This is a genomic window from Frigoribacterium sp. Leaf164 (assembly GCF_001423665.1).
Classification (GTDB): Bacteria; Actinomycetota; Actinomycetes; order Actinomycetales; family Microbacteriaceae; genus Frigoribacterium; species Frigoribacterium endophyticum.
In genome coordinates this window covers 1,047,515-1,063,722 of record NZ_LMOX01000001.1, presented here as the reverse complement: position 1 = coordinate 1,063,722, position 16,208 = coordinate 1,047,515, and the positions used below count along the sequence as shown (strand labels likewise).

The 16,208-nt window shown below is 72.6% G+C and carries 15 protein-coding genes; 1 reads left to right on the top strand and 14 read right to left on the bottom strand.

Annotated elements, in window-relative coordinates; translation table 11 throughout:
- Positions 1-45: 45 nt before the first annotated feature.
- Entirely contained in the window at positions 46-915 is an 870-nt protein-coding gene (locus tag ASF82_RS04770; protein ID WP_056054047.1) for an A/G-specific adenine glycosylase, read from the top strand.
- Positions 916-940: 25 nt separating this feature from the next.
- Here ASF82_RS04770 and rbfA read toward each other — a convergent pair whose 3' ends face one another.
- The 14 genes from rbfA to ASF82_RS04705 form a co-directional block, all read right to left on the bottom strand.
- Positions 941-1,507: a 30S ribosome-binding factor RbfA gene (rbfA, locus tag ASF82_RS04765; protein WP_082514316.1), complete on the bottom strand. Its 567-nt coding sequence runs from the start codon at positions 1,505-1,507 to the stop codon at positions 941-943.
- A 103-nt stretch (positions 1,508-1,610) separates the two neighbouring features.
- Entirely contained in the window at positions 1,611-4,403 is a 2,793-nt protein-coding gene (infB, locus tag ASF82_RS04760; protein ID WP_056054044.1) for a translation initiation factor IF-2, read from the bottom strand.
- Positions 4,404-4,478: 75 nt separating this feature from the next.
- Positions 4,479-4,877, bottom strand: a complete 399-nt coding sequence (locus ASF82_RS15175) for a YlxR family protein (protein ID WP_235491160.1) — start codon at positions 4,875-4,877, stop codon at positions 4,479-4,481.
- Positions 4,878-4,996: 119 nt separating this feature from the next.
- On the bottom strand, positions 4,997-5,986 hold the full coding sequence (gene nusA, locus ASF82_RS04755; RefSeq protein ID WP_056054040.1) for a transcription termination factor NusA: 990 nt from the start codon (positions 5,984-5,986) through the stop codon (positions 4,997-4,999).
- A 154-nt stretch (positions 5,987-6,140) separates the two neighbouring features.
- Positions 6,141-7,898 (bottom strand): proline--tRNA ligase, encoded by a 1,758-nt coding sequence (locus ASF82_RS04750; RefSeq protein ID WP_056054037.1) that lies wholly within the window; start codon positions 7,896-7,898, stop codon positions 6,141-6,143.
- A 28-nt stretch (positions 7,899-7,926) separates the two neighbouring features.
- On the bottom strand, positions 7,927-8,754 hold the full coding sequence (locus ASF82_RS04745) for a hypothetical protein (RefSeq protein ID WP_056054033.1): 828 nt from the start codon (positions 8,752-8,754) through the stop codon (positions 7,927-7,929).
- Positions 8,751-9,893 carry a VWA domain-containing protein gene (locus ASF82_RS04740; RefSeq protein ID WP_056054030.1) on the bottom strand — a complete coding sequence of 381 codons (1,143 nt, stop codon included), beginning with the start codon at positions 9,891-9,893 and terminating at the stop codon, positions 8,751-8,753. The genes ASF82_RS04745 and ASF82_RS04740 overlap by 4 nt, the downstream gene beginning before the upstream one ends.
- Entirely contained in the window at positions 9,890-10,891 is a 1,002-nt protein-coding gene (locus tag ASF82_RS04735) for a VWA domain-containing protein (RefSeq protein WP_056054027.1), read from the bottom strand. The genes ASF82_RS04740 and ASF82_RS04735 overlap by 4 nt, the downstream gene beginning before the upstream one ends.
- On the bottom strand, positions 10,882-11,361 hold the full coding sequence (locus ASF82_RS04730) for a hypothetical protein (RefSeq protein WP_056054026.1): 480 nt from the start codon (positions 11,359-11,361) through the stop codon (positions 10,882-10,884). The genes ASF82_RS04735 and ASF82_RS04730 overlap by 10 nt, the downstream gene beginning before the upstream one ends.
- Positions 11,348-12,235 (bottom strand): DUF58 domain-containing protein, encoded by an 888-nt coding sequence (locus ASF82_RS04725; protein ID WP_156369916.1) that lies wholly within the window; start codon positions 12,233-12,235, stop codon positions 11,348-11,350. The genes ASF82_RS04730 and ASF82_RS04725 overlap by 14 nt, the downstream gene beginning before the upstream one ends.
- Positions 12,236-12,239: 4 nt before the next feature.
- Positions 12,240-13,208: a MoxR family ATPase gene (locus tag ASF82_RS04720; RefSeq protein WP_056055824.1), complete on the bottom strand. Its 969-nt coding sequence runs from the start codon at positions 13,206-13,208 to the stop codon at positions 12,240-12,242.
- A 120-nt stretch (positions 13,209-13,328) separates the two neighbouring features.
- Positions 13,329-13,988 carry a methionine ABC transporter permease gene (locus ASF82_RS04715; protein ID WP_056054022.1) on the bottom strand — a complete coding sequence of 220 codons (660 nt, stop codon included), beginning with the start codon at positions 13,986-13,988 and terminating at the stop codon, positions 13,329-13,331.
- Positions 13,989-13,991: 3 nt separating this feature from the next.
- Positions 13,992-15,047, bottom strand: a complete 1,056-nt coding sequence (locus ASF82_RS04710) for a methionine ABC transporter ATP-binding protein (RefSeq protein ID WP_056054017.1) — start codon at positions 15,045-15,047, stop codon at positions 13,992-13,994.
- An 82-nt stretch (positions 15,048-15,129) separates the two neighbouring features.
- Positions 15,130-16,065 carry a MetQ/NlpA family ABC transporter substrate-binding protein gene (locus ASF82_RS04705; RefSeq protein ID WP_056054012.1) on the bottom strand — a complete coding sequence of 312 codons (936 nt, stop codon included), beginning with the start codon at positions 16,063-16,065 and terminating at the stop codon, positions 15,130-15,132.
- Positions 16,066-16,208: the final 143 nt, after the last annotated feature.

Sequence of the window (16,208 nt, the reverse complement as noted above, 5' to 3'; positions counted from 1 at the left end):
GGGAGGGCGTGCCTCCGCCGAGGGCGCGCAGCCTAGGATCGACCGGTGCCCCTCGCCTCCCCCGTCGCCGCCTGGTTCCGCGAGAACGGGCGCGACCTGCCCTGGCGCCGGCCCGGCTTCACCGCGTGGGGAACCCTCGTCAGCGAGGTGATGCTCCAGCAGACGCCGGTCGTCCGAGTCGTCCCGCGCCTCCAGCAGTGGCTCGAGCGCTGGCCCACGCCCGCCGACCTGGCCGCCTCCCCCGCCTCCGACGCCGTCCGCGCCTGGGACCGCCTGGGCTACCCCCGTCGCGCCCTCGCGCTCCACGCCGCCGCCGTGGCGATCACCGAACGGCACGGCGGAGTCATCCCCGAAGAGGTGCCCGATCTCCTGGCGCTGCCCGGGGTCGGCGACTACACGGCCCGGGCCGTCGCCGTCTTCGCGTACGGGCACCGGCACCCCGTCGTCGACACGAACGTGCGTCGCGTCCTGGCCCGCGCCGTCGAGGGCCTGGCGGAGCCCTGGGCCCCGTCGGCCCGTCGTGACCTGCCGCTGATGGAGGCACACCTGCCCCTCGACCGAGAGGAGGCGCGGGTCGTCAGCGCAGGAGTGATGGAGCTGGGTGCCCTGGTCTGCACCGCCCGCTCGCCCCGCTGCGACGAGTGCCCCCTGATCGCGGAGTGCGCGTGGGTGCTCGCCGGACGCCCGGCGCACGTCGGGCCGCGCCTCCGCACCCAGGCGAAGTTCGAGGGATCGGACCGCCAGGTGCGCGGGCTCGTCATGGCAGAGCTGCGGGCGAGCGACGTGCCCGTCACCGCCGCGGAGATCGCGACGGTGTGGCCCGACGCCGCTCAGCGCGACAGAGCCCTCGCCGGCCTGCTCCGTGACGGGTTGGTCACGGGCAGTGCCGACGAGGGCTGGGAACTGCCGAGCTGACGACGCGAGGCGCCTCGGCCTCAGGTCAGCGGGTGCCGCCGTCCGGCTCGACGAAGCCGTCGCCGACCGGGGCGTCGCCCGCAGGGGCGTCGGCCGAGGGCGCGGGCTCGGCGTCGTCGAGCCCCAGATCCTCGTCCTCGTCGTCCTCGCCCTCGTCGTCGTAGTCGTCCTCGTCACGGGGCTTCACGTACGGGTCGGCGTCGCCGGCGTACTCGGCCGTGGCGGCGATGGTCTGGCTCTCCTGGTCACGCTGACGCGCCTCCTGCAGGAGGCGGTCGATGGACGCCGCGTTCTCCGGCAGGGCGTCGAGGATGAACTCGATGCTCGGGGTGAGGCGCGCGGTGATGTTCTTGCCCACCTCGCTGCGGAGCATGCCGGTGGCGGACTTGAGGGCGGCGCCGGTGTCGCGGCGCTCCTCGTCGGTGCCGTAGACCGTGTAGAAGATCGAGGCGTGCTGGAGGTCGCCCGTCACCTTGACGTCGGTGATCGTGACGAAGCCGAGACGCGGGTCCTTGATGCCCTTGTCGAGGCGTCGAGCGACGATCTCCTTGATGCGGTCGGCCATCTTGCGGGCGCGCTGCGGGTCAGCCATGTCGGGCTCCTTCTGCTGGTCCGCTCAGGGCGAGCGGTGAGGGGTGAGGCCCCGCCCCGACCGGAGTCGGGGCGGGGCCTCGTTCAGTGCTGTGACGCCGGGGTCAGACCCGCGGCTTCTCGACCATCTCGATGGTCTCGATCTCGTCGCCGATCTGGATGTCGTTGAACTTGCCGAGGCCGATGCCGGCCTCGAAGTCCGTGCGCACCTCGGTGACGTCGTCCTTGAAGCGACGCAGCGAGTCGATCGCCAGGTTGTCGCCGACGACGACGCCCTCGCGGATGACCCGAGCACGGGCGTTCCGGGTGATCGTTCCCGATCGCACGATGACACCGGCGATGTTGCCGACCTTCGATGAGCGGAAGATCTCGCGGATCTCGGCCACACCGGACTGCTTCTCCTCGAACTCGGGCTTGAGCATGCCCTTGAGCGAGTTCTCGATGTCCTCGAGGGCCGCGTAGATGACCGAGTAGAAGCGGACGTCGACACCCTCGCGAGCAGCGCGCTCCCGGGCCTTCGTGTCGGGGCGGACGTTGAACCCGATGATCACCGCGTTGTCGACCGTGGCGAGGTTGACGTCGCTCTCGGTGACGGCGCCCACGCCGCGGTGGATGATGCGCAGCTGCACGCTGTCGTCCACCTCGATCTTGAGCAGCGACTCCTCCAGCGCCTCGACGGCACCGGACACGTCGCCCTTGATGATGATGTTGAGCGCCTCGACCTTGCCCTCCTCGAGAGCACGGGTGAAGTCCTCGAGCGAGATGCGCTTGCGGGCCTTGGCCAGCGACGCGTTGCGCTCGACGGCCTCGCGCTTCTCGGCGATCTGACGGGCCGTGCGGTCCTCCTCGGTGACGAGGAAGGTGTCGCCGGCGCGGGGGACGCTCGACAGGCCCTGGACCAGCACGGGCCGGCTCGGGTAGGCCTCGTCGACGGCGTCGCCGTTCTCGTCGACCATCGCACGGACGCGGCCGTAGGCCGTGCCGGCGACGATGGCGTCTCCGACGCGGAGCGTCCCCGACTGGATGAGCACCGTGGCGACGGCACCGCGACCCTTGTCGAGTCGAGCCTCGATCGCGACGCCTCGGGCGTCCTTGTCGGGGTTCGCCCGCAGGTCGAGGCCCGCGTCGGCCGTGAGCAGGACGGCCTCGAGGAGGGCGTCGATGTTCTTGTTGTCACGGGCCGACACGTCGACGAACATCACGTCTCCGCCGTACTCCTCGGCGACGAGACCGTACTCGGTGAGCTGCTGCCGGACCTTCGCCGGGTTCGCGCCCTCCTTGTCGATCTTGTTGACCGCGACCACGATCGGCACGTTGGCCGCCTGGGCGTGGTTCAGGGCCTCCACCGTCTGCGGCATGATGCCGTCGTCGGCGGCGACCACGAGGATCGCGATGTCGGTGACCTGCGCACCACGGGCACGCATGGCGGTGAACGCCTCGTGGCCCGGGGTGTCGATGAAGGTGATGGCGCGCTCGACGCCCTCGTGCGGGGCCCACACCTGGTAGGCACCGATGTGCTGGGTGATGCCACCCGCCTCACCGGCCACGACGTTGGCGTTGCGGATCGCGTCGAGGAGTCGCGTCTTTCCGTGGTCGACGTGGCCCATGACGGTCACGACGGGGGGACGGATCTGCAGGACGGACTCGTCCTCGTCCTCGAGCTCCTGCTCGAGGTCGATGTCGAAGCCCTCGAGGAGCTCCTTGTCTTCGTCCTCGGGCGAGACGACCTGGATGTTGTAGCCCAGCTCCTCGCCGAGCACCTGGAAGGTGGCCTCGTCGAGGGACTCCGTCGCCGTGGCCATCTCACCGAGGTGGAAGAGCACGGTCACGAGGTTGCCGGGGCTGGCGTCGATCTTGTCGGCGAAGTCGCTGATGGACGCGCCGCGACGGAGACGGACGATCGTGCTGCCGTCGCCGCGGGGGACGCTGACGCCGCCCAGGGACGGCGCCGACCGCATCTCGAACTCGGCCCTCTTCGTCCGCTTCGACTTGCGTGCCTTGCTCTTGCCGCCACCGCGGCCGAACGCGCCGGCCGTGCCGCCGCCGGGGCCACGACCACGGCCGCCGCCGCCGCCCGCGGGGCGGGGAGCGCCGAAGCCGGGGCGGAAGCCGCCCGCGGCACCGGGGGCGCCGCCGCCGGGGCGCTGGAACCCACCACCGGCACCGCCGGGACGAGCACCGGCACCGGCCGGACGCTGGCCGAAGCCGTTGGGGCGGGGGCCTGCGCCCACGCCGGGGCGCGGAGCGCCCGGACGGGGAGCACCGGGACGGGGAGCCATCGGGCGGGGGCCCGCGGCGCCGCCGGGACGCGGCATGCTGCTCGCGGCGCCGGAGCCTCCGGGACGGGGCGCGCTGGGGCGACCCATGCCCTGGTTGCTGGCGAAGGGGTTGTTGCCGGGGCGCGGAGCACCGGGGCGGGGGCCACCGGGCTTGGGGCCGGCGGCACCGGGCTTGACGGCGTCCGCCGCGGGGGCGGAGGCGGCCTCGGCGGCGGCGGCGGCGCGCTGCGCCTCTGCCTGGGCCTGACGCTCGGCGACGGTGAGCGGCGCGACGGGGGCGGGTGCCGCCTCCGCCTCGGGCTCAGCGGCGACGGGAGCGGGCTCCGGAGCAGCGGGCTGCTCGGCGACCGGGGGCTTGGGGGTGGGCGCCGCGGGGCGGGGCGTACCCGGCTTGGGAGCCGACGACGACGCCGCGGTGGCGGGCTTGGCGGGTGCCTTCGGGGCGGGCGACGCCGAAGCAGCACCGGCGAACGCCTGGCGCAGCTTGCGGGCGACGGGGGGCTCGACGCTGGAGGACGGGCCCTTGACGAACTCGCCCATCTCCTTGAGCTTCTCTAGTGCGGTCTTGCTGTCGATCCCCAGCTCGCTGGCGATCTCGTGTACGCGTGGTTTAGCCACAGTTCTCCTGTCTCGGGCCCCGCCCGATCAGGGTGGAGCCGTCAGTTCTGGACGGGTCTCATTTCGAGCCGCTCATTAGTTGTCCATGTGCCTGTCAGCCTGTTCTGTCTGGGCTAGTGGTCGTGGTGGAACTCGGGGTGGTGCATCGGGAGTGGTCCGTGCCACGAGCTGGTCGCGGAGCTCCTGCGAATCGGGGTCCGAGTCGAGGCGGAACGCACGGCGGAAGGCCCTGCGCTTCACTGCTGACTCGAACGCCTCCATCGAAGGCGTCAACCACGCACCCCGCCCGGGGAGCGAGGCGGTCTCGTCGACCACCAGGCGTCCGTCTCGGACGACGATCCTCACGAGTGAGGACCGCGGAGCGCGCGTTCGAGTGCCGATGCACGTTCTGACGGGTTCCACCTTACCCCCTCGGGTCGCGGGACGGGAGACGCCGGGGGCGAACGGCGTGGTGCGCCGCCCGCCCACCGGCATCGTGGTCGACGATGAACGTCAGTGGTCCTCGAGGATCGAGTCGGGCTGGACGGGTCGTGCCTGCCACCGTGCCGCCGACGCTGCGCGCCGTCGACCCGGCGCGCGGACCGACGTCCAGCTCAGTCGTCCTCGAGGATCGAGTCGGGCTGGATGTCGATCCGCGCGCCCGTCAGCTTCGCGGCGAGGCGGGCGTTCTGGCCCTCCTTGCCGATGGCGAGCGACAGCTGGTAGTCGGGCACGAGGGCGCGGACGGCCTTGGTCGACTTGTCGATGACGAACGCCGACGACACCTTCGCGGGCGACAGGGCGCTCGCGACGAAGGTCGGCAGGTCGCTGGAGTAGTCGACGATGTCGATCTTCTCGTCGTTCAGCTCGGTCGTGACGGCGCGGACCCGCTGGCCCATCTCGCCGATGCAGGCGCCCTTGGCGTTGACGCCCGCCTCCGTGGCCCGGACGGCGATCTTGGTGCGGTGGCCGGCCTCGCGGGCCAGCGACACGATCTCGACGACGCCGCTGGCGATCTCGGGCACCTCGAGCGCGAAGAGCTTGCGCACGAGCGAGGGGTGGGTGCGCGAGACCGTGATCTGCGGCCCCTTCGTGCCCTTGCTGACGCCCGTCACGTACACGCGGATGCGCGAGCCGTGCGCGTACTTCTCGCCGGGCACCTGCTCCTCCGGGGGCAGGATCGCCTCCACGGTGCCGAGGTCGACGTGCACCATGCGGGGGTTCGGCCCCTGCTGGATGACGCCGGCGACGATGTCGCCCTCGCGGCCCTTGAACTGGCCGAGGACCTTGTCGTCGCCGATGTCGCGCAGGCGCTGGTTGATCACCTGCTTCGCGGCGAAGGCGGCGATGCGACCGAAGTCGCTCGGGCTGTCGACGGCCTCGCCGACGACGGCGCCCTCCTCGTCGCGCTCGATGGCGAAGACGGACACGTGGCCCGTCTTGCGGTCGAGCTCGACGCGGGCCGCGGGCACGCGGCTCTCGGGCTGGTTGGTGTGCTTGAGGTAGGCCGTGAGGATGGCCTGCTCGATGATGCCGACGAGCTCCTCGAAGGGGATCTCGCGTTCGCGCTCCATGAGGCGCAACACACTCAGGTCGATGTCCACTGAGGGCCTCCACTGTTCAGATCTGCAGGCTGCGCGCGCGGTGGCGCACACAGCATCCCCCTACGGTACCCGAGTGCGGGCGGGGGGACGCACCTCCCGGACGCACGACACCGCGCCTCCTCGTCAGGACGACGGGGAGGCGCGGTGCCGGTGGTCAGGAGGCGCGCGGTGCCGAGAGGGCCGCCACGGCCTCGGCGACGGTGACGGGGGTGCGCTCGCCCGTGCGGCGGTCCCAGAGCTCCACGACGCCCTCGCCGGCCGAGCGGCCCACGACGACGATGCGCGGCACGCCGAGCAGCTCGGCGTCGCCGAACTTGACGCCGGGCGACACCTTGGGCCGGTCGTCGTAGAGGACGTCGAGGCGGTGCTGCTCGAGCTCGGCGGTCAGGGCCTCGGCCACCTCGAAGACGACGGGGTCCTTGCCGGTGGCCACGACGTGCACGTCGAAGGGCGCCACGTTCTCGGGCCAGACGAGGCCCTTCTCGTCGTTGTTGGCCTCGGCGATGACGGCGAGGATGCGGGTCACGCCGATGCCGTACGAGCCCATCGTGACGGTGACCTGCTTGCCGTTCTCGTCGAGCACCTTGAGGCCGAGGGCCTCGGCGTACTTGCGGCCCAGCTGGAAGACGTGGCCGATCTCCATGCCGCGAGCGGTCTCGATGGGGCCGGAGCCGTCGGGGGCGGGGTCTCCCTCGCGCACCTGGGCCGCCTCGACGACGCCGTCGTGCTCGAAGTCGCGACCGGCGACGAGACCCGCGACGTGGACGCCGGGGATGTTGGCCCCGGTGACCCACGAGCTGCCCTCGACGACGCGGGGGTCGACGACGTAGCGGATGCCGGCTCCCCAGCCCGCACCGCCGGGCCCGATGTAGCCCTTCACCAGGCCGGGCGCCTTCGCGAAGTCCGCGTCGCCGGCGGCGTCGACCTCGGCCGGGGCGAACGCGACCTCGAGCCGCTTCATGTCGACGTCGCGGTCGCCGGGCAGGCCGACGACGACGAGCTCGCGCGTGCCGTCGAGGTGCGTGAGCGCGACCACGACGTTCTTGAGGGTGTCGGCGGCCGTCCAGGGCCGGCCGTCGGCGCGCGGGTGCGCGGCCTCGAGCTGCTCGACGAGCGAGGCGATGGTGGGCGTGTCGGCCTTGTCGAGCATCACGGCGGCGGGCTGGCCCTCGATCGGCACGGTGGCGGGCACGGTGGTGGTGAACGCCTCGACGTTCGCCGCGTAGCCGCCCGCCGAGCGGACGAACGTGTCTTCGCCGACCTCGGTGGGGTGCAGGAACTCCTCGGAGCGGGAGCCGCCCATGGCCCCGGCGTCGGCCTGGACGATGACGTACTCCAGGCCGAGGCGCGTGAAGATCCGCTCGTAGGCGTCGCGCTGGGCCTGGTAGCTGAGCTCGAGGCCCTCGTCGCGGACGTCGAACGAGTAGGCGTCCTTCATCGTGAACTCACGGCCGCGCAGGAGGCCGGCCCGGGGCCGTGCCTCGTCGCGGTACTTGTCCTGGATCTGGAACAGGGTGAGGGGGAGGTCCTTGTACGACGAGTAGAGGTCCTTGACGAGGAGCGTGAAGACCTCCTCGTGCGTGGGCGCCAGGAGGTAGTCGGCGTCCTTGCGGTCCTTCAGGCGGAACATGCCCTCGCCGTACTCCGTCCAGCGGCCGGTCGCCTCGTAGGGCTCCCGCGGCAGCAGGGCCGGGAAGTGCACCTCCTGGGCGCCGGCGGCGGCCATCTCGTCGCGGATGACGGCCTCGATCCGGGCCTTGACGCGGAGGCCGAGCGGCAGCCAGGCGAACACGCCCGGCGCCTGGCGGCGGATGTAGCCGGCCCGCACGAGGAGGCGGTGGCTGGTCACCTCCGCGTCGGAGGGGTCTTCTCGGAGGGTGCGGACGAAGAGCTGGGAGAGGCGCGTGGACACCCGACCAGCTTAGGGGCGCGGCGGCCCCTCACCACGGCTGGCCGTCGTAGTCCCCCGGGTTCTGCTCGTAGTACCGCTCGCGGTCCTGGTCGCGCTGCTGCTCCTGCCGGCTCTGCTCGCCCTGCTCCTGCAGCTGCTCCAGGGGCGTCTGGCCGCCGGCTCCGCCCTCGCCCTCCTCCCCGTCGCCGGGCGCTGGCTCGCTCCCGTCGCCTCCGCCCGGGTCGCCGTCGCCCGGCTCGCCCTGGGCCTGCTGCTCCTTCTCGCCGAGGCGTCCCTCCGCCTGGTCGAGCGGCTCGGAGGTGTCGGGCTGCTGCGGATCCTCCGGGGGCCGGAAGCAGCCCTCGGGCGCCTCCTCGATCGTCGTCAGGCCCAGTGCGTAGAGCGCCTCGGCGTCCGCGTAGCGGAGCTCCAGGAGCGCGGCGTCGCCCTGCGCCTCGATGGTCAGCACGAGGTCGGTGCGGATCACGCAGGAGACCGTGTCGTCGTCGGGGGCGAGGTCGAGGGCGGTGACGAACTCCTGCCGCGCCACGTCGAGCACGCCGATCTGCGCGTACGCCGTGCCCCGGTCGAAGTGGTGCACCCAGGGCTCGACGACGTTGGCGACGCCCAGCGGCCCGGTCAGCGACGCAGCCCGCTCGAAGTCACGGGCACCGTAGGCCTGCTGCGTGAGCGCGGCGGCGATCGGGAGCGACAGCAGCTTGACCGCGACGAGGAGGACGACCAGGGCGACCGGGGCCGACCACAGGAGGAGGCGACGACGCAGACGGCGCCGGTACTCCTCGACCGTCAGGGCCGGGACGGCGACGCGGGCACGCGCGACCTCGTCGACGGGGGGCGGGGGCAGGGTGTCGGTCACGGACGGGCTCCGGTCGTGGGTCGGCGGGCGTCGGAGGCGCGGGGCGGCCGGTCGGAGCCACTGGCGCCCCCTGGCCGGGGAGGCCGGGCGGGCCTGACCTCCCCCAGGGCGCGGGCGACCTGGAGGGCGTCGACGAGCACGAGCAGGAAGAGCGGCACCGCGGCGATCCAGTACAGGTCGGTCACGGTCTCGGACCGGGTCGCGTCCGACGTGACGCCGCCCGAGCGCACGTCGGCGACGACGGAGTCGACGCTCGTGCCCGCCGAGCGGTGCTCGTACGGCACGCCGAGCTGGCCGGCGACGGTGCGGAGCGCGTCCTCGTCGATGCGCGAGATCGCCTCGGGCTCCCCCGCCCGGGTCCGGTCGAGGATGTACTCGTCGCTGCTGTACTCGTCGCCGTACCCGTCGAACACCTTCATCGGCCCGCCGTCGGCGGTGCCGTAGCCGAGCACGGCTCCCCCGTCGACGTCGCCGGCCGCCTCGGCGAACGACTCGGGCTCGTCGCCCGAGGTCTGCTCGCCGTCGCCCAGGTAGTAGACGACGTTCGCCCGTGCCGGGTCGGCGTCGCGGGCCTCGGCCAGGCGCTCGGCGAGCAGCTGGTTCGCCTCGCTGATCGAGCTGCCCCGGGAGTACGTCGTGATCTCCTGGTTCATGACCTCGGCCGCCGACACCACGGCGGCCGCGTCGTCGGTGAGGGGCGTGCGCAGCACCGCGGTGCTGTCGAAGCTGATCAGCGAGAACCGCGCCCCGGCGAGCTGCTCCGCGACGGCGGCCACGTCGGCGCGGACCCCCGTCAGCCGCGGCTCGCCGTCGCCCCAGTCCTGCGCCGCGATGCTGGAGGTGGTGTCGACGACGAAGAAGACGTTGACCTGGGCGACCGACGCCTCGGCCGAGCCTCCCGGCAGGCCGGGCCGGGCGGCCACGACGAGGAGCAGCGCCACGACGCCGAGGCGCCGAGCCCAGGCCCGGGCGAGCCGCCGGTTCGACCGCTCCGCGACGAGCCGCCAGGCGGTGAAGCCGAGCAGGGCGACGCCGACGACGGCGAGCAGCCACCAGGGCAGCACGGGCTGGAGGACGACGGCCCGGGCGACCCCCGTCGAGGCGGTGACCAGCGACTCCCCCGTGCCGACCGCGCTCACAGCCGCACCCGCCAGAGCAGGAGGAACGCGCCCGCGACGCCCAGCAGGGCCGCGATGACGAGCCCCTGGGGCCGGTCGGTGACGACGAGCCGGCGCGTGCCCGTGAACAGCCCGGCCTCCCGCTCGTCGATGGCGTCGATCACCGCGGAGACCGTGTCGTCGTCGTTCAGGGCGTAGTAGGCCCCGCCGGTCTCGACGGCGACCTGCTCGAGCTCCCCCGCCACCTCGTCGGCGACGGCGTCGGACGAGTAGTCGGCCGGGTTCAGCGCGTAGACCCGCACGTCGCGCTCGGTGGCGAGCTCGCCCGCCTCGGCGAGGGTCACCAGGGCCTGGCCGTTGACGTAGTTGTCGGTGGCCAGCACGACCGACTTGGGCCGGGTGCTCTCGCTGCCGCCGTCGAAGCCCAGCACGCACGACGCGAGGCCGTCGCCGATCAGCGAGGCCCCCTCGCCGAGGTCGGTGCCCGACCAGTACCGCGTGCCGTCCTCGCCGAGGGAGTCGAAGGAGGCGCCGTAGCGCCGGAGCTGCTCGGTCACGAAGTCGTAGTCGTCGGTGAGCGGGAAGGCCGTGACGGCAGAGCTGTCGAAGAGGGTCAGGCCGATCCGCTCGCCGTCGAGCCCCTGGGCCAGCTGGGCGAACGTCTCGACGATCTGGGCGTCGACCTCGGTCATCGAGCCGGAGACGTCGAGGCACAGCACGATGTCGCGCTTGTAGGACGGCGGCTCGACCACCTGGGTCGACGAGGGGCGTGCGGCGAGCAGCGCGCCGACGCCGCCCAGGGCGACCAGGACGACGAGCGCGGCCACGAGCAGCGCGCGGTACCGGCGCACCAGCCGTCGGTACACCGGCAGCTCGGTGAGGCGCTCGCTGTGCGCGACGGGCGTGCCGAGGCGACGGAGGCGACCGCGCTCGCGACGGAGGCGACGCACGGTGAGCCAGACCGCGACTCCCGCGACGACGAGGGCCACGAGGGGCACCCACCAGAAGATCAGGCCCACGAGGTGATCACCTCCCGTGCCGTGGCGACGGCGTGACGCGCGTCGCCCGGGTGCGCCGGCCGGAAGGCGGGCGGGTAGTACTCCTCGACCGCGCCGGTGAGCTGCGGGAGGTCGGACTCGCGCAGGTCGGCGAGCGTCATCACGTGGGTGTCGACCCCGGCGGTCTCGTGGGCGAAGGAGCGCAGCAGGAGGCTCAGCCGGCCGTGCACGGCACGGTCGTCGAGCCTGCCCGCCGCGGCCGCGGCCTCGACCTCGTCGACCAGGCCGAGGTACCGGGCCCGGACGCTCGGGAGGTCGACGGCGGCCGCCCGGCGGGCGGCACGCTCGGCCGGCGGGAGGCGTCGTGCCGAGAACCGCACCACGAACACCCACCACCCGACGACCAGCGCCAGGAGCAGGAGGCCGAGCGCGAGCCAGAGCCCCCACCACTGGTACTGGTAGGGGCCGAAGAAGCCGTCATCGTCGAGCACGGCGGTGCTTCTCGATCAGGGCGGAGAGACCGGGGACGACCTGCGACTGGGCGGTGAGGCGCACGCTGCTGATGCCGAGGGCCTGCAGCTGCCGCTCGGCGTCGCCGACCCGCCGCTCGGACGAGGCGTCGAAGGCGACCCGCAGGGCTCCGTTCTCGCGGAGGTACGCGGGCAGCCCCGACGCCTCCTGGACGTCGTAGAGGTCGCGCGCGTGGCCCGTGCGGCTCATCAGGTCGGCGTCGCCGACGGTGAGCCAGAGGATCTCGTGCTGCGCACGGAGCCGGCGCAGGAGCTTCTCGAGCGCCTCGTCGACCACGACGTCGTCGGCGACCACGAGCAGCATCGACCGCCGACGCACGCCCCGCGCGACCCAGGAGAGGACCCCGTGCAGGTCGCTGCGGGGCGCCTCGAGGCTCACCCGCTCGTCGACGCGCCGCAGCAGCATCTCGAGGTGGGCGTCGGTGGACCCGGCGGGGTGGGCCCGCGTGCCCGACTCGTCGCCCGCGACGAGGCTGACGACGTCGCCGTGCTGCGCCGCGATGTAGCCCAGGGCCCCGGCCGCCATCACCGCGATGTCTTTCTTGGTCTCGCCGCCGGCCGCGGTGGCGGCCATGTTGCGACCCGTGTCGACGACCAGCACCAGGTGACGGCGACGGCTCGCGATGTAGCGCTTGACGAGGGGCTCGCCGTGGCGCGCGGTGGCCTTCCAGTCGATGTCGCGCACCTCGTCGCCCGGGACGTACGCCCGCAGGTCGTCGAAGTCGTGGCTGCGCCCGTGGTGCACCGAGGCGTAGCCGCCCTCGAGCAGGTCGAGGGTGCGTCGGTGGGCGAACAGCGACATCTTCGTGCGCACCCGGAGCAGCAGGCCCGGCACGGCGTCAGGGGGTCTGCACGGCGCCGAAGACGGCGTCGATGACGGTCTCGGGCCGCACGTCGTCGGCGGCGGCCTCGTAGCCGAGGATGACCCGGTGGCGCAGCACGCCGTGGCGCAGGTGCTTGACGTCTTCCGGGATGACGTAGTCGCGGCCGTGGAGGAGGGCGAGGGCGCGCGCGCCCTGGACGAACGCGATGCTGGCCCGCGGGCTGGCGCCGAACTCGACGTAGTCGGCCAGCCCGGCCGGCAGGTACTGCTGCGGGTGACGCGTGACGTAGACGAGCTGGACGACGTAGTTGACGATCGACGCGTCGACGTAGACCCGCTTCGCCAGCTCCTGCAGGAAGACGACGTCGTCGAGCGTCACCCCGGTCGGCTCGTCGGCCCGGCCCTCGTCGTAGACGCCGGCCTCGATGCGGCGGATGACCTCCGCCTCCTCGGCGGGGCTCGGGTAGTCGAGCACCTCCTTCAGGAGGAACCGGTCGAGCTGCGCCTCGGGCAGCTGGTAGGTGCCCTCCTGCTCGATCGGGTTCTGCGTCGCCAGGACGAGGAAGGGGCGGGGCAGCGCGTAGACGCGGCCGCCGATGCTCGTCTGGCGCTCCTGCATCGCCTCGAGCATGGCGCTCTGGGTCTTGGCGCTCGAGCGGTTGATCTCGTCGAGCAGGACGAAGTTGCTGTGCACGGGGCCCAGCTGGGTCACGAACGTCGACTTCTGGGCGTCGTAGATCTGCGTGCCCGTGATGTCGCTCGGCAGCAGGTCGGGCGTGCACTGGATGCGCGTGAAGCTGGCCTGGACCGCCGACGACAGGGTCTGAGCCGCCGTGGTCTTCGCGAGCCCCGGGACGCTCTCGAGCAGGACGTGCCCGCCCGTGATCAGGGCGATCAGCAGGGTGTCGCGCAGGGCCGTCTGGCCGACGACCTTGCGGGAGAAGGCCTCGGAGACCGTGCCGAGCACCCGGTGCGCGCGCTCCATCTCGGCCGGGCTGATCGGACCGGCTGCCGCCGCGGCGGGCTGGGGAGTCGTCGTCGTGTCGGTCACGCGCTCCACTGTAGACCGGACGTCCGTCAGGGCAGACCTCGCCGGGACCCCCCGTCAGCGTCGCAGCGCGCGACGGGCGAGGGCGTTGCCGGCGAACTGGACGAGCTGCACCAGGACGATGATCAGCAGCACGGCCGCCCAGGTCACGACCGGGTCGAACTGTCGGTAGCCGTAGAGGAGGGCGAAGGCCCCGAGCCCGCCGCCTCCCACGTAGCCGGCGACCGCCGACATGTCGACCAGCGCGACGAAGACGAAGGTGTAGCCCAGGATCAACGGCCCCAGCGCCTCCGGCAGGATGACGCTGCCGATGATGCGGAACGGCCCGGCGCCCGCGGCCCTCGCGGCCTCGACCACGCCGGGCTGCACGGTCAGCAGGTTCTGCTCGACGATGCGGGAGATGGCGAACGACGCCGCGAGCGAGAGCGTGAAGATGATCGCCGTGTTGCCGACGCCGGTGCCGAGCACGGCCCGGGCGAGGGGCTGGGCCGCCGCGAGGAAGATGATGAACGGGATCGGCCGGAAGACGTTGACGACGACGTTCAGCACGCTGAAGACGGGCCGGTTGGCGAAGAGGGCCCCGGCCCGCGTGAGGTACAGCGCGAGCCCGAGGAGGAGGCCGCCCAGGCCGCCCAGCAGGAGGGTGAGGGCGACGATGTAGACGGTCTCGTAGGCCGCCTGCCAGAGCAGCGGCTGGAGCTGGAGGAGGGAGTCCACGGGTCAGAGGCCCTTCTGCGTCGTGACGGCGGCGGGCGGGAGGAGCTCCGAGGCCGCGGGGCCGAGCTCACGGACGGCGGCTTCCACGGCCCCGTCGTCGCCCGCCAGGGCGAGGGTCAGGGTGCCGAAGGTCCGGCCGGCGATCTCGTCGATGCCGCCGAAGACGATCTCGAAGGCGACGCCGTGCCGGGCCAGGACCCCGAACACGTGCTGCTGGTCGACCCCGCCCTCGGAGACCCTGACGGTCACGAGCCGACCGGGGTGGCGTCGGCGGAGTGCCGCGAGCTCGTCGCCCTCGGGGCTGCCCGCGACGACCGTCGACACGAAGCGGCGGGTGGAGGCCTCGCGGGGCTCGCTGAAGACCTGGAAGGTGGGGCCCAGCTCGACCACCTTGCCGGAGTCCATCACGGCCACCCGGTCGGCGATGGACTTGATGACGTCCATCTCGTGGGTGATGACGACGATCGTGATGCCGAGCTCGGCGTTGACCCGCCGGAGGAGCCCCAGCACCTCCTGCGTCGTCTCGGGGTCGAGGGCGCTCGTCGCCTCGTCGGCGAGGAGGATGCGCGGCGACGTCGCGAGGGCCCGGGCGATGCCCACGCGCTGCTTCTGCCCGCCGGAGAGCTGGTCGGGCCTGACGTGGGCCTTGTCGGCGAGGCCGACGAAGTGCAGCAGGTCGCTGATCCGCCGCTGGTGCTCGGCCTTCGGCACCCCGGCGGCCCGCAGCGGGAACTCCACGTTGCCCCAGACCGTCTTGGACGAGAAGAGGTTGAACTGCTGGAAGATCATGCCGATGCCGGCCCGCACCCGGCGCAGCTCGCGCTCGGGGAGCCCGGTGACGGGTGCCCCGTCGATCTCGATGCGCCCGCTGGTCGTCAGCTCGAGGGCGTTGATCAGGCGGACCAGCGTGCTCTTGCCGGCCCCGGAGTAGCCGATGATGCCGAAGATCTCGCCGTCCGCGATCTCGAGGCTCACGCCGTCGACGGCGGTGAGCGGCGCGCCGCCCTTCTCTCGGGGCGGGTAGGTCTTCACGACGTCGGTCAGGGTGATGGCGGGCATGGTTCTCCTCGTCAGGGGCGGGACGGCCCGACCCGTGCACCAGGGTGGCACACGGGTCGGGCGGGGCAGGTCGGGCCGGGCGTCAGCCGTTCTGCTCGACGAGCTCCTTCGTCTCGTCCAGCGACGACTCGAGGTCGGCGACCGGCACCTTCACGGTGACGGCGGTGCCGCCCGAGTTCTCGACCACTCCGTCGGTCACGGCCTTGGTGTCCTGGTAGATCTGCACGAGCTTCTTCAGCGTCGGGTCGTCGGCGTCGTCCGCACGGGCCGCGAACACGTTGACGTAGGGCAGCGCGGCGGGGTCGCTCGGGTCGTCCTGAGCGATCACGTCGTCGGTCGACAGGCCGGCCTTCGTCGCGTACTCGTTGTTGATGATCGCCCCGGCGAAGTCGGGCAGCGACGTCGCGGCGAGGTCGGCGGCGACCGTCGTGACCTTGACGGTGGACTTCGACTCGTCGATGTCGTCCACCCCGGAGAAGATGTCGCCGCCGTCCTTCAGCGTGATGAGGCCGTTCGACTGGAGCACGAGCAGCGACCGGGCGAGGTTGCTGGCGTCGTCGGGGACGGCGACGGTGTCGCCGGGCTGGAAGTCGTCCACCGACGTGTACTCCTGCGAGTACAGGGGCAGCGGGTAGATCGCCGTCGAGCCGATCGGCACGAGGTCCGCGGCGGCCGCGACGTCGTACTGGGCCAGGTAGACGATGTGCTGGAACTGGTTGAGGTCGAGCTCGCCCTCGGTGAGCGCCGGGTTGGGCTGCTCGTAGCTGGAGAAGTCGACCAGGTCGACCGTGATGCCCTCCTCCGCCGCGGCGTCGGTGAAGGTCTTCCAGTACGGGTCGCTCGCGCCGACGACCCCGATGCGCACGGTCTCCCCCGCGGCGCCGGAGCCGCCTCGGCCGGCGACGGCCACGCCGATCCCGATCGCGGCGGCGATCACGACGACGGCGACGACGATGATCGCGATGAGTCGACCGGGGCCCTTCTTCGGGGCGTCGATCAGGGGCGTGGCGCTGGACATGTGTCTCCTCGGTGTTCTCTGCGGCGACGAGCCGACTGCGGTGGCCGACCCGGGTCGGCGCTCGCTCGGGCGTCCCCTCCATGGTGGAGGCTGCGCGGAGCGGGGGCGCGCGGGCGCGTCACACGACGACACATGCGTCGCGG

Excerpts from the sequence above, each read along its gene's own strand:
- ASF82_RS04710 (WP_056054017.1), bottom strand. The coding sequence starts at position 15,047 with ATGCCCGCCATCACCCTGACCGACGTCGTGAAGACCTACCCGCCCCGA.
- rbfA (WP_082514316.1), bottom strand. The coding sequence starts at position 1,507 with ATGGCTGACCCGCAGCGCGCCCGCAAGATGGCCGACCGCATCAAGGAG.
- ASF82_RS15175 (WP_235491160.1), bottom strand. The coding sequence starts at position 4,877 with ATGCCGGTGGGCGGGCGGCGCACCACGCCGTTCGCCCCCGGCGTCTCC.
- ASF82_RS04720 (WP_056055824.1), bottom strand. The coding sequence starts at position 13,208 with ATGGAGCGCGCGCACCGGGTGCTCGGCACGGTCTCCGAGGCCTTCTCC.
- ASF82_RS04705 (WP_056054012.1), bottom strand. The coding sequence starts at position 16,065 with ATGTCCAGCGCCACGCCCCTGATCGACGCCCCGAAGAAGGGCCCCGGT.